The sequence below is a fragment of the Mycolicibacterium sp. HS_4_1 genome (genome assembly GCF_054515875.1).
This window is the reverse complement of sequence record NZ_CM137261.1, coordinates 1258004-1280866: the sequence shown is the minus strand read 5'-3', so window position 1 is coordinate 1280866 and position 22863 is coordinate 1258004. Positions and strand designations below refer to the sequence as shown.

The 22863-nt window shown below is 62.5% G+C and carries 22 protein-coding genes; 3 read left to right on the top strand and 19 right to left on the bottom strand.

The window, feature by feature from the left end:
* Positions 1–3: 3 nt before the first annotated feature.
* Positions 4–858 carry an ABC transporter permease gene (locus ACX12F_RS06140; RefSeq protein WP_459368739.1) on the bottom strand — a complete coding sequence of 285 codons (855 nt, stop codon included), beginning with the start codon at positions 856–858 and terminating at the stop codon, positions 4–6.
* Positions 855–1625 (bottom strand): MlaE family ABC transporter permease, encoded by a 771-nt coding sequence (locus tag ACX12F_RS06135; RefSeq protein WP_459368738.1) that lies wholly within the window; start codon positions 1623–1625, stop codon positions 855–857. The genes ACX12F_RS06140 and ACX12F_RS06135 overlap by 4 nt, the downstream gene beginning before the upstream one ends.
* A gap of 316 nt (positions 1626–1941) precedes the next feature.
* Between ACX12F_RS06135 and ACX12F_RS06130 the strand changes: the two genes are divergently transcribed.
* Positions 1942–2277: a hypothetical protein gene (locus tag ACX12F_RS06130; RefSeq protein WP_459368737.1), complete on the top strand. Its 336-nt coding sequence runs from the start codon at positions 1942–1944 to the stop codon at positions 2275–2277.
* 86 nt (positions 2278–2363) lie between these two features.
* On the opposite strand, the gene ACX12F_RS06125 is transcribed toward ACX12F_RS06130, so the two are convergent.
* The 6 genes from ACX12F_RS06125 to ACX12F_RS06100 all read right to left on the bottom strand — a co-directional run bounded on the left by ACX12F_RS06125 (position 2364) and on the right by ACX12F_RS06100 (position 10657).
* Positions 2364–4679, bottom strand: a complete 2316-nt coding sequence (locus ACX12F_RS06125) for an ATP-binding protein (protein WP_459368736.1) — start codon at positions 4677–4679, stop codon at positions 2364–2366.
* An 87-nt stretch (positions 4680–4766) separates the two neighbouring features.
* Positions 4767–5849, bottom strand: coding sequence for a Glu/Leu/Phe/Val dehydrogenase dimerization domain-containing protein (locus tag ACX12F_RS06120; RefSeq protein WP_459368735.1), 1083 nt, complete (start codon positions 5847–5849; stop codon positions 4767–4769).
* 12 nt (positions 5850–5861) lie between these two features.
* Positions 5862–7280 (bottom strand): dihydrolipoyl dehydrogenase, encoded by a 1419-nt coding sequence (gene lpdA, locus ACX12F_RS06115; RefSeq protein WP_459368734.1) that lies wholly within the window; start codon positions 7278–7280, stop codon positions 5862–5864.
* Positions 7277–8530, bottom strand: coding sequence for a dihydrolipoamide acetyltransferase family protein (locus ACX12F_RS06110; RefSeq protein WP_459368733.1), 1254 nt, complete (start codon positions 8528–8530; stop codon positions 7277–7279). The genes lpdA and ACX12F_RS06110 overlap by 4 nt, the downstream gene beginning before the upstream one ends.
* A gap of 28 nt (positions 8531–8558) precedes the next feature.
* Positions 8559–9518, bottom strand: a complete 960-nt coding sequence (locus ACX12F_RS06105) for an alpha-ketoacid dehydrogenase subunit beta (protein WP_459370256.1) — start codon at positions 9516–9518, stop codon at positions 8559–8561.
* 11 nt (positions 9519–9529) lie between these two features.
* Positions 9530–10657: a thiamine pyrophosphate-dependent enzyme gene (locus ACX12F_RS06100; RefSeq protein WP_459368732.1), complete on the bottom strand. Its 1128-nt coding sequence runs from the start codon at positions 10655–10657 to the stop codon at positions 9530–9532.
* Between the two features lie 163 nt (positions 10658–10820).
* On the opposite strand from ACX12F_RS06100, the gene ACX12F_RS06095 reads away from it, so the two are divergent.
* Positions 10821–11267: an Lrp/AsnC family transcriptional regulator gene (locus tag ACX12F_RS06095; protein WP_459368731.1), complete on the top strand. Its 447-nt coding sequence runs from the start codon at positions 10821–10823 to the stop codon at positions 11265–11267.
* Between the two features lie 282 nt (positions 11268–11549).
* Here ACX12F_RS06095 and fgd read toward each other — a convergent pair whose 3' ends face one another.
* The 11 genes from fgd to ACX12F_RS06040 form a co-directional block, all read right to left on the bottom strand.
* Complete coding sequence (gene fgd / locus ACX12F_RS06090) at positions 11550–12566, bottom strand: glucose-6-phosphate dehydrogenase (coenzyme-F420) (protein ID WP_459368730.1); 1017 nt, start codon at positions 12564–12566, stop codon at positions 11550–11552.
* 136 nt (positions 12567–12702) lie between these two features.
* On the bottom strand, positions 12703–13599 hold the full coding sequence (gene gnd, locus ACX12F_RS06085; protein WP_459368729.1) for a phosphogluconate dehydrogenase (NAD(+)-dependent, decarboxylating): 897 nt from the start codon (positions 13597–13599) through the stop codon (positions 12703–12705).
* Between the two features lie 152 nt (positions 13600–13751).
* On the bottom strand, positions 13752–14378 hold the full coding sequence (gene hxlA, locus ACX12F_RS06080) for a 3-hexulose-6-phosphate synthase (protein ID WP_459368728.1): 627 nt from the start codon (positions 14376–14378) through the stop codon (positions 13752–13754).
* A gap of 42 nt (positions 14379–14420) precedes the next feature.
* A complete protein-coding gene (hxlB, locus tag ACX12F_RS06075; RefSeq protein WP_459368727.1) occupies positions 14421–14999 on the bottom strand; it encodes a 6-phospho-3-hexuloisomerase in 579 nt (192 codons plus the stop codon).
* A 40-nt stretch (positions 15000–15039) separates the two neighbouring features.
* Entirely contained in the window at positions 15040–16221 is a 1182-nt protein-coding gene (locus ACX12F_RS06070; protein ID WP_459368726.1) for a M20 family metallopeptidase, read from the bottom strand.
* On the bottom strand, positions 16218–17129 hold the full coding sequence (locus ACX12F_RS06065; protein ID WP_459368725.1) for a DUF1028 domain-containing protein: 912 nt from the start codon (positions 17127–17129) through the stop codon (positions 16218–16220). Before ACX12F_RS06065 ends, ACX12F_RS06070 begins: the two co-directional genes overlap by 4 nt.
* A gap of 4 nt (positions 17130–17133) precedes the next feature.
* On the bottom strand, positions 17134–17934 hold the full coding sequence (locus ACX12F_RS06060) for an alpha/beta fold hydrolase (RefSeq protein ID WP_459368724.1): 801 nt from the start codon (positions 17932–17934) through the stop codon (positions 17134–17136).
* A complete protein-coding gene (locus ACX12F_RS06055) occupies positions 17931–18398 on the bottom strand; it encodes a nuclear transport factor 2 family protein (protein ID WP_459368723.1) in 468 nt (155 codons plus the stop codon). Before ACX12F_RS06055 ends, ACX12F_RS06060 begins: the two co-directional genes overlap by 4 nt.
* 23 nt (positions 18399–18421) lie before the next feature.
* Positions 18422–19423 carry an LLM class flavin-dependent oxidoreductase gene (locus ACX12F_RS06050; protein ID WP_459368722.1) on the bottom strand — a complete coding sequence of 334 codons (1002 nt, stop codon included), beginning with the start codon at positions 19421–19423 and terminating at the stop codon, positions 18422–18424.
* Complete coding sequence (locus tag ACX12F_RS06045; protein WP_459368721.1) at positions 19420–19611, bottom strand: ferredoxin; 192 nt, start codon at positions 19609–19611, stop codon at positions 19420–19422. Before ACX12F_RS06045 ends, ACX12F_RS06050 begins: the two co-directional genes overlap by 4 nt.
* Before the next feature lie 42 nt (positions 19612–19653).
* Positions 19654–20892: a cytochrome P450 gene (locus ACX12F_RS06040; protein WP_459368720.1), complete on the bottom strand. Its 1239-nt coding sequence runs from the start codon at positions 20890–20892 to the stop codon at positions 19654–19656.
* A gap of 828 nt (positions 20893–21720) precedes the next feature.
* Here ACX12F_RS06040 and ACX12F_RS06035 point away from each other — a divergent pair.
* Complete coding sequence (locus ACX12F_RS06035) at positions 21721–22692, top strand: IS481 family transposase (RefSeq protein WP_459367750.1); 972 nt, start codon at positions 21721–21723, stop codon at positions 22690–22692.
* Positions 22693–22863: the final 171 nt, after the last annotated feature.

Sequence of the window (22863 nt, the reverse complement as noted above, 5' to 3'; positions counted from 1 at the left end):
GCACTATCCAGAGAGGTGAAAGTCGCCGCTCTGTCCGTAGACAGCGAGGACGATAGTGGTGACGACGAACGCGGTGACGACTAGCGAGGTGCGCACGGCACGGCCTACGGCTTCACCGACACCGGCCGGGCCGCCGGAGGCCGTGTAGCCGTAGTAGGTGTGCACCAGCATGATCACTATGGCCATGGCGACCGACTGGACAAATGACCAGGCCAGGTCGGCGGGGTTGAGGAAAGTGTTGAAGTAATGGTCGTAGACACCGGCCGACTGGCCGTAAATGAAGATGGTTCCGAACCGGGCGGCCAGGAACGAACACATCACACCGACGCAGTACAGCGGCACGACCACCACCACGCCTGCGATGAGTCGCGAGGACGCCAGGTAGGACAACGAGCGCACGCCGATCACCTCCAGAGCATCGATTTCCTCGTTGATTCGCATGGCGCCCAGTTGTGCGGTAGCGCCAGCGCCTATGGTGGCCGACAAGGCCACCGCCGTGGTGGCCGGAGCAATATCACGGGTGTTGAAGAACGCCGAGGCAAACCCGGTGAGAGCCTCGACGCCGATATCGGCGAATTGGTTGTAGCCCTGGACTGCGATCAGCGCACCGTTGGCGAGGTCCAAGAATGCGACGATGACGACCGTTCCACCGATGACCGCCAGCGCGCCAGTGCCAAGGCCCATAGTGGCGATCAGCCGGATAACTTCATGGCGGTAGTTCCGGGCAGCATCACCGACAGACCCAAAAGTGCGGACGTAGAAATGGATCTGGACTGCCACACGGTTATATGCAGACGTCCACTTGCGGCCGAGGTCCGAGAGCCTCTGACTACAGCCGCTGGAAATGCTGGCACTCATAGCGTCGCCTGCATACCGACAGCGGTGGCCAGAACATTGATTGCAAACAGCGCCATGAAGGCAAAAACCACCGTTTCATTCACGGCATTGCCGACCCCAGCGGGGCCGCCACCGACAGAGATACCCTTGAAGCAGGCAATGAGCCCGGCAGCCATGCCGAAGAGGGCCGATTTCGTCAAGGCGATCACCACGTCGGCCGCGTGGGTCAACACCGTCAGTCCCGCGACGAAGGCGCCCGGCGAGACGTGCTGGACGAACACCGAGAAACAGTAAGCACCACCCAGTCCGACAAGGACGACTGTCGAGGTCAGCGCGAGCGAAATCGTCATTGCGGCAAGCACTCTGGGTACCACCAAGGCCTGGATTGGATTGATACCCATGACACGCATTGCGTCGAGTTCCTCACGAATTGTGCGTGCACCCAGGTCGGCACACATAGCGGTAGAGCCTGCGCCGGCTATGACCAGCACTGTGACGGCGGGACCAATCTGGGTGACCGCACCAAGGGCAGCGCCGGTGCCCGAGAAGTCGGCGGCGCCAAATTCGATCAACAGGATGTTGAAGACGAAGACGAACAACACGGTGTAAGGCACCGTGAGCATCAACGCCGGCAGCAGCGACACACGTGCCACGAACCAGGCCTGAGCCAGGTATTCACGCCAGGCAAGCCGGGTACGGAACAGGGTCATGAAGGTATCGACCGTGAAGGCGAAGAACTCGCCCGCAGCACGCAAAGGCCGCGATGCCGCCTGCACCGCGGTCACCATTTTCGTCCTAGCTCAATGGCCTTGGTGTACATCATCTGCCGTTCATCCTCCCGCCGCCGTCCGACTACCTTGAGGATGGTCCAGATCGCGCCTGCGCCACATCCGTAGCAGCGCGCAATAACTACCTACATATCCGTTGTCGACGCTGACATACGCGTAAAAATGCAGCCGGTGCCGGCAAAACGCGCGTCGGCTCGGTTATGGCGGGCCCAACCACGCCATCTAGTGGTTCTGCTTCCTGTACATCCGAAATCTGTTACTCAGTGCCACATTTCGATCTTCTGATCTTCTCGGTCGCCGCACGTCAAGAGATGCTATGCCGTACGTCATCACACAGAACTGGTGTAAGAACGGCGGCAAACAGCTGACGCGCCGCCACAGCGTGGTTGACCTCGTAGCCTGGTACAACGGGCATCCCGATGCCGCGGGTATCGAGGTGAACGTCACCAGCACTCGCACGGTCGTCATCGGCAACGTGGCCCTCGACATTGCCCGGATCCTGCTGCTCGACCCCGCTCGGCTGGCGGCGACCGATATCGCCGACCATGCCTTGGACACTTTGTCGGACAGCAGGATCCGCGAAGTGGTGATCATGGCTCGCCGCGGACCGCGAGCGGCTGCGTTCTCGGCTGGGACGAATGACGATCCATAGATATGGCCGAACACGCCCGCGGCGCGGCCCAGGGGCAAGTTCGTCGACGTCGAGGACATGCCCGATACCGCACTACACCGACAACGCTAGCCGCGAACCGCATTCTGGTGCGCGACCCATGCCGCGATCTGTGTGCGGGTATTGAAGCCCAGCTTCGCCAGCAGATGCTGGACGTGCGCTTCGACTGTGCGTCGGGACAGCACCAGCTCGTCGGCGATCTCCTGGTTGCTATGTCCGAGTGCGATCAGTTCAGCGATCTCGCGTTCACGTTTCGTCGGTCTGGCGATGCTGTCGGGGCCGCTATTCGGTACGGACTCTTCCAAAGCGAATGCCACGGACTCGTCGAGAGTCATGCGGTTACCATGTCGGTGGGCGGCCTGAAATGGCCGCTCACCGAGCCTGCGTGCGAGCTTGGCACTGACCTCTCGGTGGCGGAAAAAGCCAGGCACCGTGTCGACTGACATCCCCATGCCATGCCAAATTCGGTCCGCAGCACCCAGCAACACGGCGGCGCGCTCCAGTTTTCCGTCGCTGGCAGCTACCCAGGCAATGCCTTCTAGCGCCTCGGCGGTACCGATCTGGTCCCGTAATGGACGCTTGAGGCTCAATCCTGAGCGCAATAGTACGGACGCTTCGGCAAGATTCCCCCGATTCCAGGCATCCATACCTGCCGCCCACAGTGAGCTGGACCAGGCCCACGTCTCACCACGAGGAACGGTCAGCTCTCGACACCGCCGGTGAGCCTCGGCCACCTTGTCGGACTCACCACGCAGCATCGAGACTATCGCGAACAAGACCAAGGTGATTGCCGTCCCGGAGCAATCATTGGCTGCGTCGAGCTGGTCCAACGCGGCCGCCAACAGCGTGGCCGCCTGTTCGGGGTCATCGCGCGTCAGCGCCAACAAACCCTGCCCTTGCGTGACATATGCCCGGCCAGTGGCATCGACATCGCCTATCTGCTCGGCCTCGTCGAGCATCCGGGCGGCGGAATCCAGTTCACGTCGCAGGATGCACAGGCTGGCGGCTGCGTAGAGGCCGCGAACCCGCACCGGGCCAGATTCCGGCACCATCGCAAGCAGCCGCTCGGTCCAATAGCTGCCCTCTGCGAGCAGCCCACTCATCATCCAATACTGGTAGAGCGCACTGGCCATCCCGAGTCCGGCTGCCGCCTCCCCTGGCTCGGTGAGGCAAAAGTCCAGCGCGACACGGAGGTTCGCGATGTCGGCACGCAAGAGCTCCTGATCTTCGGCCAGGCGTGGGGGTGCCCAGTCCAGCATCGCCCGATTGACGATCGCCAGGTACCAGTCCCGATGCCGGCGCCGCCAATCGACTGTGTCGGCGGCGTCGCCGCCAAGCTTGTTCAGCCCGAACTGGCGGATCGTCTCCAGCAGCCGATAGCGGACCCGCCCCCGGTCTTCTTCCCGGATCAGAATGGACTTGTCGACCAGTGAGGTCAGCAGCGGCAGAACCTGCTCGGCCGGAATCCTGTCATCAGCGCAAACACCCTCGGCCGCAGCAAGTTCCACACCACCCGAGAAGACCGAGACCCGCGCCCACAGCAGTTGTTCCTCGACCGAGCAGATGTCGTAACTCCACGACATCGATGCACTCAGGGTTCGTTGCCGCGCCGGGCCACCGCGCCGCCCGCTGTCGAGCAGATCCGGCCGTGCGGCCAGCAGTCCTACCAGCTGCTCCAGGGACAGCGCCCGCAGCCTGACGGCAGCTAACTCGACCGCGAGCGGGATGCCGTCGAGTATGCGGCACAGTTCGGCGACTGCCTGATAGTTCGACTCGGTCAGCTTGAAGGTCGGCACCACCGATATCGCGCGCTCAACGAAGAGCCGCACTGCATCGTATTGACCGAAACCTTCAAACGGACACTCTGCGGTGGGTACCTCCAGCGGCAGGGTCGGGAACACGTTCTCACCTATCACCGCAATCGGTTCCCGGCTGGTAGCGAGGATGCTGACCCCCGGGCACGCGCTCATCAGCGCGTCGATCAATTGGGCACAGGCTCCCACCATGTGCTCGCAGTTGTCGAAGACCAGCAGCCGGTGTGAATCCGTCAGGTAATTAACCAGATTCTTGGCGTTCCAGCGGTTCACCGACCCCGGGAACCCCAGCGCATCGCCGACCAGGTCACACAGCAACGCGTCGTCATGCAAGTCGGCCAGCGAAATGTAGGTGATGCCATCGGGAAACGAACTGCGTACCCGATTGGCGGCCTCGATCGCCAGACGGGACTTACCAGCGCCGCCCACCCCGGTTAACGTGACCAGTCGTTCTCTGGTGGCAAGGCGAACCAGCTGCTTCAGCTCATTCGAGCGCCCGATGAATCGGGTTGTTTCCGCAGGCAAATCATCAGCAGGTCCACAAGGGAGGTCTGGTTCAGGCAAACCCATCTGACGCATCCTAGTTCGTGCTGGCACCGCCGGCACGCGATCGACTCGGCCGCGCCGACGTTGCCAGCTACAGTGGCAGTGGTGTGTCTACTTGGTCGACGTCGACGAAGTTGGGCACCCCAGCCTTTCTTCGGCGATCTCCCTTGCCGCGCCCGCCGGGGTGCCGCCGCGCTGGGCGGCGCGCTGCACAATGGCGAGGACAACGTTCTCCAGTTGCCCGATCTGTTCACGAGCATCGGATAGTTGGCGCCTATCGCGCTCGGCGGCGACCTGGATCAGGCCGCCAGCATTGGCAACATAGTCCGGCACCCAGGTGATCTGCCGGTGGAACAGTTGCTCTTCGACGTCGTCGCCGGCCAACTGATTATTGGCCGCTCCGCACACAATCGAAGCACGCAGCTTCGCAACACTTTCCGGCGTCAAACTGGCGCCCAACGCGCACGGTGCATAGACATCAATCGCGGCTTCAAACAGGTTATCGATGATGGGCAAGTCGGGGTGGGTCTGCTGGATCCGGGCCAGAGCCGGTTCATAACGCTCGCACACCACCACATCGGCGCCCGCCTCCAACAATAGATCTACCAGGCAGGAACCGACTTTGCCGACGCCCTCAACACCAACCCGCAGTCCGTGAAGAGTGCGGTTCAGGCGGACTGCCGCGGCCGCCCGGATGGCTGCCAGCACCCCGAGTGCCGTCGACAGGCTGCTGTCGCCAAACCCTCCGGCGGCCTCAGTGCGGCCCACGACGTGACGAGTCGTCTCTCCGATGACATCGAGGTCTGCCGACGTGGTACCGACGTCGGCCGCAGTCAAATACCGACCTCCGAACGAATCGACGAAGCGACCGTACGCGCGAAGCAGCGCAGGCGTTTTCAGTACTGCCGGATCACCCAGAATCACCGCCTTGCCGCCACCGAGCGCGAGGCCGGCCGCGGCCGCTTTATACGTCATCCCTGAGCTCAGTCGACTCACATCGGACAGCGCAGCTGCTTCATCGGGATAGGGGTAGAAGCGGGTGCCTCCGAGCGCGGGCCCGAGTCTGGTGTCGTGGACGGCAATGATCGAGCGCAAACCGGTCGACGGGTCCTCGCAACTCCGGACATCTTCATAGCCGGGCACATCGAGCTTCTCGATCCGCAACGTCTGTACTGCAGCACCGCTGGTGGTCATTGATCTCCTTGTTCAGATGTTGATGGCGTGGCCCTGGAGCCCATGGACGGCCTCCACAATCGCCTCGCCGAGGGTGGGATGGACGTGCACATTGCGGGATATCTCAAACGAACCGAGATCCCACTTCTGCGCGAGCGTCAGCTCGGGCAGTAGTTCCGCGGCGTCGGCGCCGACGATGTGACCACCAAGCAGCGCACCATCGCGGTCGGCGATGAGCTTGACGAATCCACCCGCGTCACCGAAGCTGTGCGCCTTGCCATTTGCCGAGAATGGAAACTTCGCAACGCGCACTTCGGCGTGCTCGCTCCGGGCCTCCTCCTCTGTCAGGCCAAACGAGGCGACCTGGGGCTGGCAGAAGATCGCCCTCGGCATCATCCGGTAGTCGCCGAGCTCCATGGTGGCGGCCTTGCCAATGGTCTCGGCCGCAACCACCCCCATGGCCTCGGCAACGTGCGCCAGTTGCAGTTTCATCGTGACATCGCCGACCGCATAGATGTGGGGTGTCGTCGTACGCATTCGCTCATCGATCACGATGGCGCCACGGGCATCGACGCTCACCCCCGCGGTATCCAGCCCGAGCCCGGCGGAGTTGGCTTCGAAACCGACAGCCACGAGAACCTTGTCGGCGGTCTTGGTACTCACCTCGCCGGCGCCCCGCTGCCAAGCTACTCTGGCGGAACCATCCTCTTCGTGTACAGATTCAACACGGGCAGAGGTGAGGACCTCGATACCGAGCTTTCGGTATGCCTTGGCCAGCTCGCGCGATACCTCGACGTCCTCGGCCGGAGTCACGCGATCGGCGTATTCGATGATGGTGACATCGGTGCCATACGCATTGAGCACATAGCCGACCTCCATTCCGATCGCGCCGGCCCCCACGATCACTATCGATTCCGGCGGATCGGGATCGATGATGAGCTGCTCGTAGGTGACTACACGATCTGAAAGCTCCACTCCTGCTAGCTGTTTCGGGCGTGCACCAGTGGCGATGACGGCGTGGTCGAAGGTGATCGTGCTCAACTGCCCGCCGTGGGTACGGACTTCGATGGTCTTCGGTCCGGTGAAGGAGCCTCGGCCGTCGATTTCGACAATCCGGTTCTTCTTCATCAGATAGTGGATCCCTGCGGCGCGGCCGTCGGCGACTTTCCGGCTGCGCTCGTGTGCGACGCGATAGCTCGCTTTGATCTCGCCGCTCAGTCCGTAGGTCTGCGCTTCGTGACAGACTATTCGTACGATTTCGGCGTTGCGCAACAACACTTTTGATGGAATGCAGCCAACATTGAGACAGACCCCTCCCCAGTATTTTTCCTCGATGACGGCGACGGACAGCCCTAGCTGGGCAGCCCGGATCGCCGCGACGTAGCCACCGGGGCCGGCTCCGAGGACCACCACGTCAAAATGTGTGACCGGCTGGGTATTCGACTCTGTCACAGCAACCCCAACCCCGGGTTCGCCACGATGGCGGCGGTATCGGCCAGCAACTGTGAACCGTGCTGCCCATCGAGCACTCGATGGTCGAAGGACAGGGCCAGTTGTAGCACCGATCTCGGTTCAATGCGTTCGCCAGTCGCAGTATCGACCACCCATGGCACGCGCCGGATGGCGCCGACCGCGAGGATCGCGGTCTCGCCCGGGTTGAGGATGGGCGTGCCGGTGTCGACCCCGAACACCCCAACATTGGTGATTGTGGTGGTTCCGCCCCGCATCGCCTCGGGGGAAGTCTTGCCCTCTCGCGCCGTGCGGGCCAGATCCGCGATCCGTTCGACGAGTTGGCTTAGACTGAGTTTGTTGGCCGCTCGGATGTTGGGTACGACCAACCCGCGCTCGGTGGCCGCGGCGATACCCAGGTTGACCGCATCTGGAATGACGATCTCTTGGGCCGCCTCGTCCCAACGGCCGTTGGCGACCGGGGTCCGGGCCAGCGCCAGCAGATATGCGCGCGCAACGAGGGCGAGCGGAGTGATCTTGGCACCGCGGAAGTCTCGATGCTGCGCCAGACGGTCCTTGAGTGCCAGAGTCTCAGTCATGTCGACCGTGACGAACTCGGTGACGTGCGGCGCAGTGAACGCCGACTGCACCATGGCGGCCGCCATGTGCTTGCGGACTCCCTTGATCGAAATCCGAGTTTCCGAATTTGGTTGCACTGCAATTGGTTCAGCTGCAGAAGACGATTCGCGGTCCAGATCGGAACCGTGTGCAGCCAGCACATCGGCCCGGGTGACGATGCCGTCGACGCCCGACGCGGCGACGCCGGCGAGGTCAATCCCCAGCACCTCAGCGAGTTTGCGAACCGGCGGTTTTGCCCGCGGTCTTGCTCCGGCGTCGTGCTGTTTCGACTCGGTAGCCCGTTGCGACGCTCGCCCGCGACGGCGTCCAACCCGTGCTTCACCGCGTGATCCATACCCCACCAACAGTTTTGGTTCCTCGGCCGCAGCCTTGGCCGCAATAGCGATGATCGGGGTGCCGACAGGGACGGTCTGTCCAGCCTGGGCCATCAGCTCAACAACGGTACCTGAGTAGGGCGAGGGCAGTTCGACCATCGATTTCGCGGTTTCGATCTCAACGATGGTCTGATTGATCTCGACCTCATCGCCCACGGCAACGTGCCAGGCGACAACTTCGGCCTCGGTCAGGCCTTCTCCCACATCAGGTAGCAGGAACAGCTCAGCGTTGTCTGTCATGACAGCTCCGGTTGTATCGGTGGTTTTTTCAGTGGCCATAACTGGCGTCACAGGCGTCGAGGATGCGGTCAACGTTGGGAAGCCAGTCCACTTCCAGCCGGCTCGTCGGATACGGGGTGTCATAGCCGGTCACCCTCAGAATCGGCGCCTGCAGGTCGTAGAAAGCCTCAGCCTGCACCCGAGCGGCCAGCTCCGCACCGACGCCGGCGCACTGCGAGGCCTCGTGCGCAATCACCAGCCGCCCGGTCCGGCGCACTGAGGACACCACGGCCGCATCGTCAATCGGCGACAACGATCGCAAATCGATGACCTCCACGTCGCGACCCTCATCGGCCAGCGCTGAAGCGGCGTCGAGCGCCATCGGAACCAATGCGCCATAGGTGACCAAGGTGAGGTCCGAGCCATTCCGCACAATTTGGGCTCTATCCCAGCGCTGCCCATGACTTGTCTTGTCCAGTTCGCCTTTTCGCCAGTACGATTTCTTCGGCTCCAGAAATATCACCGGGTCTTCACAACGAATAGCCGCCCGCAACATGTGGTAGGCGTCCTGAGAAGTGGACGGGCACACGACCCGCAGACCGGCAGTGTGAGCGAAGTACGCCTCCGGCGACTCGCTGTGATGTTCGATTGCGCCGATCCCACCGCCTACCGGGATCCGGATCACCACAGGCAGTTTCACCATCCCGCTAGAGCGGTGCCGGTACTTCGCCAGTTGGGTGATGATCTGATTGACCGCTGGAAATACAAAGCCGTCGAACTGGATCTCACACACCGGCCGGTATCCCGCCATCGCCAAACCAACAGCACTGCCGACGATTCCGGCCTCACCAAGTGGCGCGTCAACCACCCGCAGCTCACTGAATTGCTTCTGGAGCCCTTCGGTCACCCGAAACACCCCGCCCAGGCGGCCAATATCCTCGCCGATGAGAACGACCTTTTCGTCGTCTTCCATAGCCTCTCGCAAACCTTGGTTGAGGGCATGCGCCAGCGCGACCGTACTCACTTGGACTCCTCGGCTCCACGGGCGACGAACTCCAGATGTTCAGCCAGTTGCTTGTTCAACTCGGGCGTCATCTCAGCCAATGTATTTCGGAAACTTTCCCCGGGATCGGGTTCAGGCAATTGCCGACAGCCTGTCCGGAGCCGATGAGCCAACTGCGTCGCCTCACCATCGATCTCAGCCAAAAAACTCTCATCGATGCGATCGGCACCGGCAGCGTCCGATTGCAGGTAAACGCGAAGCCGCTCAATCGGATCCAGCTTCAGCCAATGGTCATTCTCCGCACCCGAGCGGTACCGCGAGTCGTCGTCGGAGGTGGTATGCGGATTGCGCCGATAGGTCACCGCCTCGATCAGCGTGGGGCCACCACCTTCGCGGGCTCGGGTGAGCGCTTCAACAGCGACGGTGTGGCAGGCGACGACGTCGTTGCCATCTACCCGAATCCCCGGGAACCCGAATCCGCGGGCTCGCTCCGCAACCGGAACTCGACTCTGAGTCGAGTAGGGCGACGAAATCGCCCACTGATTGTTCTGGCAGAAGAACACCACCGGCAGATCCTGAGTAGCGGCCCAGGTGAAAGCCTCATTGGTCTCGCCCTCACTAAGCGATCCATCGCCGAGGAACACCATCACCGCGCGGTCCCTGGTGGGATCGCCGGTGCCGATGCTGCCGTCTCGCAGCAGACCCATCGCGTACCCCACGGCATGCAAAGTCTGCGCTCCGATCACCATGGTGTACAACTGAAATCCACGCTCACGCGGATCCCAGCCACCGCTTGTCGTGCCGCGAAAAATACCCAGAAGACTGACCGGGTCGACTCCACGGCACCAGGCGACGGCATGCTCCCGGTAGGTTGGGAACAACACGTCCTGAGGCATTGCCGCCGAAGCGGCGCCTACCTGCGCAGCCTCTTGACCGAGTAGCGACGGCCAAAGTCCTAACTCACCTTGGCGCTGTAACGCGATGGCCTCAGCATCGATCCGGCGGGCCAGAATCATGTCGCGAAGTGCGACACGTAGATCGAGTTTTCCGGCGTTGAATTCGTACAAATTCGCGGCCGCTGGGACCCCCTCTGGAGCAAGGACACACCATGGTTCAACCCCTGCGATAGGCGGTGCTGCGGACATCCATACCTCCTCGATCAAAGACGTGTTAGAGATTGCAGCGCAAGCGAATACGAAGGCAAGTTCCACGCACGTTCACGCCGAACATGGACTGAATTACGCCCAGTCGGCGCCAATTTTTGCAATAATCAATTGCCCCAAGCACAGATTGGAATCCGGTCAAATCATGTCCCTCGACCGCGTCGACCGCGAGATCATCGAAATTCTCCGCCAGAATGCCCGGGCACCCGTGAGTCAGATTGCCCATCGGGTCGGCCTCTCCACCGGGCCCGTATCGCGGCGGATAGCCCGATTGGAACGGAGCGGAGTGATCAAGGGCTATGTAGCCGTCGTCGATCAACAGTCCGTCGGCGGAATCGACGCCTTCACCGAAGTGCGTCTGTTCGGCAGCATCGATACCGGTGAGATCGAGGCAATTGCTCGCGAGCTCCCGGAAATTAAAGAGGTCTATACAGTTTCGGGCGATCCGGACGTGCTGATCAGGTTCCGCGTCGACAACGCCGACCACCTGCAACGCGTCGTTAATGCCATCCGGCGATCAGGCAAGATCGCAAGCACCAAAACACTTATCGTGATGAAGACGTGGGATTCGAATACAGCCGACTACTGGTAGCGATCGCAGTCAGGCGGGGTGTGCACAGCCGAACCTGATGATCCGTTCGATACACCGGAGTCTCAAAGAATCGTTGGACCGCAACACCATTGGCCTGGCGACCATCTATCGTCACACGATGGCGTTACCAAGCAACTACACGAGACATGCATTTCGGCCGAGGAGAGGCCGCCGGCGGCTATCCAAACAACTAGATAGCCCACGGGGCATTGGGCGGCCAAACGACCATCGCCAGCCCTTTCGATGACGACACACGGTGGGCAGCTATGGCGTGTCTCGACATCAACCGATCCCGAGCTTGCGCAGCCGAGGCTCAAGATCGGTCTTGAACAGCTCCAGAAAACGACGCTGGTCCTGCCGGGGGTCATGGAACACCAGGTGGTTCAGGCCCCAGTCGACATATTGCTTGACCTTCTCGACGGCTTCGTCCGGGTCCGACGCCACGATCCAGCGCTTGGCGACCTGCTCGATAGGCAGCGCGTCGGCGGCCGCTTCCATCTCGATCGGGTCGTCGATGGAGTGCTTCTGCTCGGCCGTCAGCGACAGCGGCGCCCAGAACCGGGTGTTCTCCAACGCCAGAGCGGGGTCCGGATCGTAGGAGATCTTGATCTCGATCATCCGGTCGATGTCGTCGGGGTTCTTGCCCGCCGCCTCGGCGCCCTCGCGCATGGCGGGGATGAGCTTGTCCTTGTACAACTCCTCGCCCTTGCCCGAGGTGCAGATGAAACCGTCGCCCGCACGGCCGGCGTACTTGGCCACCTGCGGCCCGCCCGCGGCGATGTAGATCGGGATGCCACCCTCGGGCACGTCGTAGATCGAGGCGCCCTTGGTCTTGTAGTACTCGCCTTCGAAGTCGACGCGGTCGCCGAGCCACAGCTCACGCATCAACCGCACGGACTCGCGCAGCCGCGCATACCTTTCTTTGAACTCCGGCCATTCGCCTTCATAACCGGTGGCGATCTCGTTGAGCGCCTCCCCGGTGCCGATGCCCAGGAAGATCCGGTCCGGGTACAGACAGCCCATGGTCGCGAACGCCTGCGCGATGACGGCCGGGTTGTAGCGGAACGTCGGGGTCAGCACCGAGGTGCCCAGGATCAGCCGCTCGGTGCGCTCGCCCACGGCGGTCATCCAGGCCAGGGAGAACGGGGCGTGGCCGCCGGTGTGGCGCCATGGCTGGAAGTGATCACTGACGGTGGCGCTGTCCATGCCCGCCGCTTCGGCGGCCACCGCCAGCTCGACAAGTTCACGCGGGGCGAACTGCTCCGCCGACGCCTTGTATCCCAGCCTGAGTTCAGCCATGAGTTCCGTTCCTGTTCGCTTGCTTCAATAGTTGAACTCGATGAACGACGACAGCGTCCGAGCCCTGTCGCTGAGCATGCGCAATTTCACGCAATGCGGCAGCCGTGGCGGTCATCGAACTGCCGCGCCGGCGCCGCTACGGCATCCCGTCGTCGGCTGCCTGCACCCGGTGGCCACCGAACTGCCTTCGCAGCGCCGCAACCGCTTTCATGGTCGGGGATTGCACCTGCCGTGATGAGAACCGAGCGAAAAGGGCCGCCGAGATGACCGGTACGGGGACGGCTTGTCTGATCGCTTCTTCGATCGTCCAGCGGCCCTCGCCTGAATCCTCGGTGTAGCCATCGATCGACGCCAAGTCAGGGTCTGCGGCCAGCGCGGCCACGAGCAGCTCGAGCAACCACGATCGAACGACTGTCCCGTCTGTCCACGCCTCCAGGACGGCTGCGGCATCGGCGACGGGCTCGGCTGCGCGCAGCAGTTCGTACCCCTCCGCATAGGCCTGCATAAGGCCGTATTCGATTCCGTTGTGAATCATCTTGGCGTAGTGGCCTGCACCGACAGCTCCCGCATGGACAAAGGACCGGCTTCTGCGGCCGGCCGGACGTAACGCGTCGAAGACCGGACTGAGGAACTCGATGTCGGCCGGATCCCCACCAGCCATGAGGCCGTACCCATTGGCTCGACCCCAAATCCCGCCTGAGACACCGCAATCGACGAATCGAATCCCACGCTGGTTGAGAAGTTCGGCGTGAGCTGCATCGTCCAGGTAATGAGTGTTACCACCATCGATGACGAGATCGCCAGGTTCGAGCAGGTCACCGAGTGTCCGCACCACCTCGTGCGTTGCCTCGCCTGCAGGCACCATCAGCCATACGGTCCTTGGTGCTGTCAGAGAATTAACCAGTTCCGCGAGCGTCGCTGCATCTGTCACTTGGGGACGACAGTCGTATCCGATCGCGTCGTGACCGCAATCACGCAGTCGCTGACGCATATTGAGGCCCATCCGGCCTAGGCCGACGAGACCCAGTTGCATAGTTCCATCGCTCTCTTATCAGGCCACAGGTTCACGGAGTTCACATCCGGGGCTATGCGCCGATCGGCCAATACGCTTTCGACAACCTTCTTCGAGTCCTAGCGAACAGGCGAGTGCAGCGGAGCACATTCGCCTGTCGTTGGGGCCGAGAGTCAGCGCAACGCCGCCTTGAGCGCTTCAGCGGCTGCCGCCGGATCCTCTGCGCCGTAGATTGCGCCACCTGCCACGGCGACCTCGGCACCGGCGTCGCGTACTGCGGCGATCGTGCCCACTTTCACACCACCGGCAACTGAGAACGGGACGCCTGCCTCCTTGCCGTCTTGCAATAGCGTGTCGATTGAGTACCCGGGTTGTGCTTGCTCATCCAGCCCTGCGTGGATCTCGACGAACGCGACGCCGAGCTTGGAGATTTCGCGTGCGCGCTCGACCCTATTCGTCACGCCAATTAGATCGGCGACGACCTTCTTGCCATGCTTCAGGCCAGCTTCAACGGCTCCTTTGATGGTGGCGTCACCAGCGGCACCCAGGACAGTGACGAGATCAGCTCCGGCAGAAAACGCGAGGTCGGCTTCGAGGAATCCCGCATCGGCGGTCTTGAGGTCCGCAAATACTTCCTTATCCGGGTGCGCTGCCTTAATCGCACTGATGACTCCGAGGCCAGCGCTCTTAATCAGAGGCGTCCCCAATTCGATGATATCGACATAGGGGGCCACCTTGTGCGTGAGCGTGAGCGCATCGGCAGTCGTCAGTAGGTCAACTGCAACTTGTAGCTTGGTCATACTTTTTCTCCCGTCGGGTAATGCCAATTGGACGTTCATTAGTCATCCGATGTTTGCGTGCCGCCGCCACAATCTCTCCGCGGTCTGGTCGCTAGTTCTCCACAAAGACAAAAACAACGCGTCGAAGCCGAGAAGGACGGACTGCTCGAAGAGACTCCCGGCGTACTGCAGCGTGACTGCGCCGCTGTGATCCTGTTTGTCAGCGGCCGGCACCGTCAGGACTTCATCGGCCAGCTGCGCAAGCGGTGAACCTGAGGCAGTGGTCACTGCAATAACCTTGGCACCAACCCTTTTCGCGGTCTGCGCAGCAGCGACCGCCGAGGCCGTCGTGCCTGATCCAGAAACCGCGATCAGCAGGTCGCCATCATCGATCGCCGGGGCGGTTACCGCGCCTGCGACATGCACATCAAGTCCGAGATGCATCAAACGCATGGCAGCCATCTGGACAGCCAGCCCACTTCGGCCGCCTCCGACGACGAATACAGATCGGGCAGAAGTAATATGCACTCCGGCACGATCCCATGCTTCGTCTGACAAAGTGCCGAACAGGCGTTGGTTTTCAACGATAACAGTTTCCCGGCAGGCGCCAAACGAGTGTGGCTGTTCGACTTTCACGCTCACTGGCGCCCCTCTCCATCAAATGTTCCGCGCCGAATAGGCGTCAGCACGGTCCAACCCCCTCCCAATCGGCGCCGAAACGTGTGAAGATGTTCGCGAATGTTCTTGCTGCGGTCGCTAATTCATCTAGAACGACGAACTCATCGCTGCCATGGGCCACTGTCATCGAGCCCGGCCCGTACACCACCGTAGGAATGTTCACATCGTTGCGCAGAAAGCGCGCATCCGTCCCAAGATAGAGACCGCGCACGGATGGTCCGTCCTCAGCCGCATCGCGCACGAACCCCACGAACGGGTGCTCTGCGTTGAGTTCGGAGCCGGCGGCGAACGCGAGCACCTTCACGGTGCTGTCGATGTTGTCACCAGCTTCGGCGATGAGCGCCTGCAAGGTCTCCAACGCATGTTCGCGGGTTTCACCTGGCAATACCCGACGATCAACGCGCAGCACGCACGAGCTGGCGACAATATTCGGCGCCGTCCCGCCATGAATTTCGCCGACGTTGCACGTTGGCGATCCGAGCAGCGGATGATGAGCGCCGAAGTCAGCCTCCTGCAGCACTCGGACCAATCTGGCCGCGTCCGCGATCGCGGAATGCCCTGCCGCGGGGTCACTTCCGTGGGCGGCGCGACCGACCACCGTGATCTCAGCGAGGAGCACGCCTCGCTCTGCAACGCATACCTGCAGCTCGCTCGGCTCAGGGACGATGGCGGCATCCGCCGCGATAAGGCCGGCCCGCAGCAGCGCCGCAGTGCCCCAATGGCCACCGGTCTCCTCGTCGGCAACCAAGTGCAGCACAACGTCACACGACGGCGGCTGCTTTGCGTCGAAGCAAGCCCGCAGGCCTTCGATCGCGGCGGCGATGCCACCTTTCATGTCGCAGGCACCACGTCCGTAAAGCCGGCCGTCGCGCACCACCCCGCCGAATGGCGGCAGCGCCCACTCATCCTCGATTACCGGGACCACGTCGATATGCCCATTGATCAGCAACCGCCGGCGCGAGCCGGCACCGGTTCCTCGCACAGTGGCCAGAAGCGAGGTCCGCCCCGGCGCCGGTTCGAAAACCTCAGCCTTGGCCCCCAGCCCGACCAGCACATCCGACAGCAGCGGAACGATCGAACGCTCATCGCCGGGCGGATTACTGGTATCGCATCGCACCATCGCAGCGGTCAGTTCGGCGCACCGCCATTTATCCACCGCGGCCGCAGCCGCCACCTGGGCGGTCACAGATAGTCCACGACATCGTCGAGGAAACCCAGCGGCCCAATGCCCGCGAGAAACTCACGCAGGGCCGGGCGATAAACGAACAGATCAGAGAACAGGGCCCGCGCGCCGTCCCGATCACCGCTGCGAGCCAGGAGAACCGCCCGCCAGAAATCCGCCTCACGATTCTGTGCACCGAGTAGCTTGGCTGCCTCGGCGAGCCCAGCAAGCTTCTCGTGCAACACATCCGTGGCGATATTGCGGTAGGGCCCTATCATCAGGTCGGGTGCGAAGATCACCGCACCCACGACGTCGAAGGCCCGATGCAAGGGCAGCAGGCGGGACAGTTCGGCGACAGGGTCGGGATCATCGTCCACTCTGATGTCGATCAAGACCTGGTTCCACGGTGCATCAGTGCGCTGTCCGCCGTGCACCGTCAACACCGCCGACTGCGATCCGCGAATGTCGCCGCCTGCGACTTCTGCCGCTACCATCGCGGCCAGAATTCGTTCCGCCAGTGGACCATTCGCGCCTTGGTAGGCATCCATCATGTCGTGACAGACTCTGTCGCAGGACAGCATGTTGCCCTGTATCGCGACGCCGTCGGCGACCAGTCCCGTCGCGACCGGTGCGCATCGGCTGCCGGTGAACGTCGCCGCGCGACCTGCGGCATCGACGGCGCCGAGCTGGCGGTAAGCGCTCAGCGGATCCGTGGCGGTCACACGATCGACTGCAGCCTGCGCCGACGCCCCAGCCCGCATCTGCGCAACCGCGCCCGGTCCGTAGTCGACGTTGACGAAGGCCTGGGTGGCCACCACGCCGACTCCGGCCTCACCCCAGCCGACCAGCCGCCCAACGCCGAAGAAGTGCGATTGCGATCCGCAGCCCAGCTCTCCCGAGGCCGGGTCCCGCGCGACAATCGAATATGTCATGGTCTCACCGAATTCCTGTCTGGGTGTGCTGGTTAATCAGCGCGGCGACTTGGCTGGGCACCTCCACCATCGGCAGATGCCCGACCCCGTCGAGGATGACAGTGCGGCCTCCGGTGGCGGTTGCGATCTCCACCGTCATCTCCGGTGGGCACGTCGGATCGGCTGTGCCAGCCACCGCCAGAACCGGAGCCAGCACCCGACTGACAGAGTTCCGGATATCGGCCCCGAAGGCGGATCGCAAGATCGCGCCGACCACGGCTTCCGGGCGGTTGCCGGCGACGCGGATGACGTCAAGCAGCCGCGGCTCCGCACGGAATTTCGGGCCCACGATCGTAGGTGTCAGATCGGCGAAATAGCGCCGGCTCCCCATCCGCTCCAGTCGCCCGACCATCGCCTCGATCTCCTGGTGAGATGCGCCCGTGGCGAGTGTCGAACCGAATGTGGTGACGCTGAGTACCCGGTCGGGGTAGCGGGCCGCGAGCGCCAACGCGATCGCCCCGCCCAGTGAACCGCCGACAAGGTGTACGGCATCGGCGTGCAGGCCGTCGAGCACTGCGAGGACATCCGGTACGTAGCCGTCGTCGACGGTGTATGGGCCGGACCACACGGATTGCCCGTGCCCGCGCAGGTCTATCGCCACCGCGGGCATGTCGAGCAACGGGAGCACCGAGTGCCAGACCACTCCGGCAGTGTTGATGGGATGCAGAAGCACCACAGCGGTCCGCTGGTCGGCCCACCCCGAAGCGGTCACGGCCAGCTGCCCGGCCGGGCCGGGCAGTTGCCGGGACTGGAAGGTAGCCCTCATTCCGTTACATACTTCGCAGTCCCGGCCTTGGCCGCCTCACTGACGTGCATATGCCAGATTCGCCACTGCGGTGCACCGTTTCCGTCGTCGCGACGGTAGAACTCGGTGTTACGAAACCGGAGGGGCCCTGAGCTCTCCAATGTTCCCGACGGGCTGGGCAGCAACAGCTCGCACTCCCCTTCGGATGTGAGCAGCGCGACGTCACCGAAGACCTGCACGGTGGGATCGGAGGTGTCGTAGATCGCCTTGATGTTCGCCCCAATGGCGTTGAGGTTGCGCCAGAGCTTCGCCTTGTCCTCGACGCCTTGATAAGTGAAGCCGTTCAGGTTGAACTGCAGATAAGCGTCCCCAACCGGGAAGAACCCGAACATCGACTCGGCGATCAAGTCCACATTGGCTTCCAGCCACCCGTTGTGCACTGCCAGGATCTCTGCGGTGTCGGTGCCAGTTTCGGTATCAGTCATGTGTTGCCTCCTTGAATGGCTGACTAGAAGAGGGACGCGACGGCGGCCAGGGATTCTCGGCCGTTGTCCTCGATCAGTGGGACCACGACCACCTTGTCGGCACCGGCCTCGAAGAGTCGTTTGAGCGCGATCGTGGCTTCTGCGGGCGTCCCGGTGATCGACATGGCATCCACCCAGTGATCGGGCATTTCGGCGAGCACGACGTCGGCGCCGCCCCGCGACAGCATGTCGGACAACATGTCGTTACCGCCGATCGAACCGAGCATCGGGTTGGGACCGGTCGCGGCCAGATAGAAGGCGAGCGCCGGCTTGATCTGCTCTCGGCTCTGAGCGGCCGCGGCCGGTTCGACAGACATGTTGATCGCGCACAGCACGACGAGTTCAGGCTTGTCTTGCCGACCGGCCTCGGCGGCAGCGGCGTCCAGTTTGATCCGTGCGCCGCTCACGTATTCAGGCGTGGCGAGCACGCTGACCACCAACCCGTCAGCCACTTCGCCAGTGAGTGCGATGCCCTTGTCTCCAAGCACACCCACATACAACGGAACCCGCTCGGCCGGCGGGTGGGTCAGGGCCACCTCGACGAAACTGTGTACCCGGCCTGCATCGGTCACTGTCTCGGAGGCGAGCAATCGCCGCACGCCGGTGAGGGTTTCGCGCAGCGCGCTCATGGGGGAACGGACGGTCAGTCCCATCTGCGCAGTCCAGGCTGGCACCCCGTGCCCAATGCCCGGTGCGAACCGCCCCGGGAAAGCCCGCGCCAGGGTGGCGATCTCCATGGCCAGTAGTGCCGGATGGCGGACCACGGAAGAGACCACAGAGACCCCGACCCGGATCCGTTGGGTGGCACTCAACGCGATTGCCGAGGCTGCGAAACCACCGAGGAAAAAGTAATCCTCCGGCACCCAGAGCTCACCGAATCCGTTCTGTTCCACCCACTTCGTAAGACCTGCTATGTCTTCGGGTTTCGTGGTGCTGCCGAGTAGCACGCCCACCCGGTCACCGTCCACCTGTGCTGCAGTGCTCAACGCAGTCCTCTCGGGTCCTCGTCGGATAGCTCGATGGTTTCGATCGCGCCCACCGGGCAGGATTCAGCGGCCCGGATGACGGCCGCTTGCAGTTCTGGTGACGGCTGCTCGGCGAGTAAAACCACCCAGCCGTCCCGGGTGCTACCGAATACCTGCGGCGCACTTCGCTGGCAGATACCGCTGGCCATGCAGTGTTCAGACTGGACGATTACCCGTATCCCGGCCATGTCTCAGAGCCTCACGGGACGCGAATGCCATCCGCGCGCAAGAATGTTGCTGGTCCTACGCTGCGCCGGCCGGCTGCCCGCGCTGAAATCTGGGAAGCGCTCGAGGATCTTGCCCAGCACCACCGCGCCCTCAAGGCGGGCCAACGGCGCGCCGACACAGAAATGGATGCCGTGGCTGAAAGACAGGTGCCGCGACGCGTCACGCGAGATGTCGATGCTGTCTGGATCGCTGAACTGGCGCGGGTCGCGGTTGGCCGCGGCGATGATCTGGAAGCACATCTGACCGGCCTTGATTTGCTGGCCACCATACTCGACGTCGCGAATCGCCTTGCGGAAGTCCATGTGAAACGGAGGATCGAACCGCAGCATCTCCTCGATGGCTACGGGAATCATCGCCGGTTCTGACAGCAGTTGTTCCTTGAGCTCCGGATGCTCGATCATGATGGTCATCGCGCTGCCGATCAGCGAAGTGGTCGTGTCGTTGCCGGCCGACAGCAGCAGAGTCACCTGGGAAACCACCTCATCCAGCTCCAGCAATTCGCCGGACTCGGTCTCTGTGGAGGCGATGAGCGTGATCAGATCGTCCTGCGGATCAGCCTTGCGCTGTTTGACCAGAGCAGCCAGGTAATCGATCATCTCCAGCGAGGTGCGGATCGACTCGTCGCGTAACTGGCCCTGGACTCCGGCATCGAAAGTGCGCCCGAACGCCTCCGACCATTCGCGCAGCTGCGCCCACATGTCCTCAGGCACGCCCAGAATGGACGCGATCACGGCCACCGGGATGTCTGCTGCGAGGCGGGGCATGATGTCCAGTTCGTCGCCCGGCTGGTACCTGCTCAAGACCAGATCGGCAACATCCTCCGTGGTCGAGCGCCAACGACCAATCGACTGCGGGGTGAACGCGTGCCTGAAGATTGACCGGATCCGGGTGTGCTCCGGCGGGTCCTTGAAGATGAACTGCCGCGAGCTGATCGAGATGAATCGACGATGTTCGGGATCCTCGGGATCGTGAATTCCCGGGCCACCGGCGAAGAACGTGTCGTTGGAGAAGGCATCGTGCCGAGACACCATCGACCGCACATCGTCATAGCGTGTAACAATCCACGCGCCCAGGACATCGGACCAGTGCACACCTGACCCCAGTTCCCGCAGTTTGTCGTACAGGGGGAAAGGGTCGGCGACGCCGCCCAGAACCAAGTCCCGCACGATCGCCGCAGCATCGGCATCTTCGGCCGTGGTCACTGTCTACACCTCCACGATGTGGTTGAAAACCGTTATGCCGTTGAGAGTTCCATCAGAGGCAGTGGCGTCACATCGGTAATGCGCGCATGTTCACTACGTAATTTCGTACTGTCGACGCGCCACCGGTTGATTTGCATCACGAAGGCGCTCTACTCATGTCGTCACATACCGCGAACACCACCAGGGGGGCAGGCGTCCGACCACCGGTCAACGGAGAACAACAACGAAGCACAATGACTCGGCCTGAGAAAGATCCGCGACGAGGTGACCCACCCAATTTCCGGCCAACTTTTGAGCATCACCAACCGTCCTGGTGCCAGTAACTTTCTCGTTCTGGCGCAAGCGATTTACCACCTATTGGAGGTCATGAATGCTCGCCGCGGGATGCGCAAGCACATGTCCAAAAACTGAAGCAGACCGCAAAAAACCTCCGCCGCAACTACTTTCGGCAGCTAACCATTAGTGATCTCACGAGTTGCACCGAGTTGGGGTCGTACCCACTGTCCCCGCGCCACCGTCAACCCTCGCGAACAGGCCGCAGCCGGCGCCAACATCGCCGACCACTCTCAACAAATCGCGATGACCTTCGGCGCACGTGCTCGTCGCAGCGGGACCGATTCGTGTCGACGGCATCACGACGCTCAACGACTTTCCAAATGCCGAACGTCACAACTAACGCAGCACCCGAACGCCGATGAACAGGCCAGCACAGAACCGACCTAGGTGTAACTCTTGGACAGGTTGTGAACGGCGTGGTGAGCGGAAATAGGTGAGGACCTCCGGTATCGCTGTGGTTACCACACACACATCGATCACCGAGAGGTCCTCGTGTCTCACCGTAATGCCTTCCTGACTCCGCGTGGCCGTTTGGCTCTGGCTCAGTGTGTTGTTGATGACCGATGGCCGCTGGCTCGTGCTGCCGAGCGATTCCAGTGTTCGAGGGCCACGGCCAAGAAATGGGCCGATCGCTACCGCGCTGGAGGTAAGCAGGCGATGGCCGATCGCTCCAGCCGCCCGCACCGTAGCCCGCGGCGCCTGGCGCAGCGTCGCGAGCGCCGGATCATCAAGGTGCGCTTCACCCGTCGCTGGGGCCCGCACCGCATCGCGGCGCACCTACGGCTGCCCCGCTCGACTGTGGAGGCGGTCCTGCGCCGCTACCGGATGCCGCTGCTGCGTGATCTGGACCAGAACACCGGGTTGGTCGTGCGCCGACCCAAACCTCACCGCTACGAGCATCCCGCGCCCGGAGACCTGGTCCACGTCGACATCAAAAAGCTCGGTCGCATCCCCGACGGCGGTGGGCATCGCAAACTCGGGCGCCAAGCCGGACGGCGCAACCGCAGCGGGGCCGGCTACGCCTACCTGCACCATGCCGTTGATGACCACTCGCGGTTGGCGTACTCGGAGATCCTCGGCGATGAGCGCAAACAGACCGCCGCCGATTTCTGGGTCCGGGCCAACGCCTACTTCAATGGTTACGGCATCACTGTTAAGCGGGTGCTGACCGATAACGGATCATGCTATCGGTCAAAGGTTTTCGCTACCGCGCTCGGCGATGGCATCAGCCACAAGAAGACCCGGCCGTACCGTCCCCAAACCAACGGCAAGGTCGAACGATTCAACCGGACCCTGGCCACCGAATGGGCCTACGCACGCACCTACCTATCAGAGGACGAACGCGCCGTGACCTATCCCCACTGGCTGCATCACTACAATCACCATCGACCCCACAGCGGCATCAAAGGCAAGACACCCATCGACCGCCTACGCGTTCACAACCTGCCTGTGAAGAACACCTAGGCCGCTACAGCGTCTCGCCTAATCCATCAGTGCCGCTACATACAGCCGCACAAGCAGCAGGTCACATGCCTGAGACCAGCCCGATATGTCAAATTCGCCGAGGCAACGACGCTAACGTGAATACGACGTGGCGAAAAAGCCAAGTCGCCGACTCTCTGAAGCATTGACACA

Excerpts from the sequence above, each read along its gene's own strand:
- ACX12F_RS06045 (WP_459368721.1), bottom strand. The coding sequence starts at position 19,611 with ATGGCCAGCGGTATCTGCCAGCGAAGTGCGCCGCAGGTATTCGGTAGC.
- ACX12F_RS06110 (WP_459368733.1), bottom strand. The coding sequence starts at position 8,530 with ATGACAGACAACGCTGAGCTGTTCCTGCTACCTGATGTGGGAGAAGGC.
- ACX12F_RS06120 (WP_459368735.1), bottom strand. The coding sequence starts at position 5,849 with ATGACCACCAGCGGTGCTGCAGTACAGACGTTGCGGATCGAGAAGCTC.
- ACX12F_RS06060 (WP_459368724.1), bottom strand. The coding sequence starts at position 17,934 with ATGAGGGCTACCTTCCAGTCCCGGCAACTGCCCGGCCCGGCCGGGCAG.
- gnd (WP_459368729.1), bottom strand. The coding sequence starts at position 13,599 with ATGCAACTGGGTCTCGTCGGCCTAGGCCGGATGGGCCTCAATATGCGT.
- ACX12F_RS06100 (WP_459368732.1), bottom strand. The coding sequence starts at position 10,657 with ATGTCCGCAGCACCGCCTATCGCAGGGGTTGAACCATGGTGTGTCCTT.
- ACX12F_RS06125 (WP_459368736.1), bottom strand. The coding sequence starts at position 4,679 with ATGGGTTTGCCTGAACCAGACCTCCCTTGTGGACCTGCTGATGATTTG.
- ACX12F_RS06135 (WP_459368738.1), bottom strand. The coding sequence starts at position 1,625 with ATGGTGACCGCGGTGCAGGCGGCATCGCGGCCTTTGCGTGCTGCGGGC.
- fgd (WP_459368730.1), bottom strand. The coding sequence starts at position 12,566 with ATGGCTGAACTCAGGCTGGGATACAAGGCGTCGGCGGAGCAGTTCGCC.
- hxlA (WP_459368728.1), bottom strand. The coding sequence starts at position 14,378 with ATGACCAAGCTACAAGTTGCAGTTGACCTACTGACGACTGCCGATGCG.
- ACX12F_RS06095 (WP_459368731.1), top strand. The coding sequence starts at position 10,821 with ATGTCCCTCGACCGCGTCGACCGCGAGATCATCGAAATTCTCCGCCAG.
- ACX12F_RS06130 (WP_459368737.1), top strand. The coding sequence starts at position 1,942 with ATGCCGTACGTCATCACACAGAACTGGTGTAAGAACGGCGGCAAACAG.
- ACX12F_RS06065 (WP_459368725.1), bottom strand. The coding sequence starts at position 17,129 with ATGACATATTCGATTGTCGCGCGGGACCCGGCCTCGGGAGAGCTGGGC.
- ACX12F_RS06140 (WP_459368739.1), bottom strand. The coding sequence starts at position 858 with ATGAGTGCCAGCATTTCCAGCGGCTGTAGTCAGAGGCTCTCGGACCTC.
- ACX12F_RS06055 (WP_459368723.1), bottom strand. The coding sequence starts at position 18,398 with ATGACTGATACCGAAACTGGCACCGACACCGCAGAGATCCTGGCAGTG.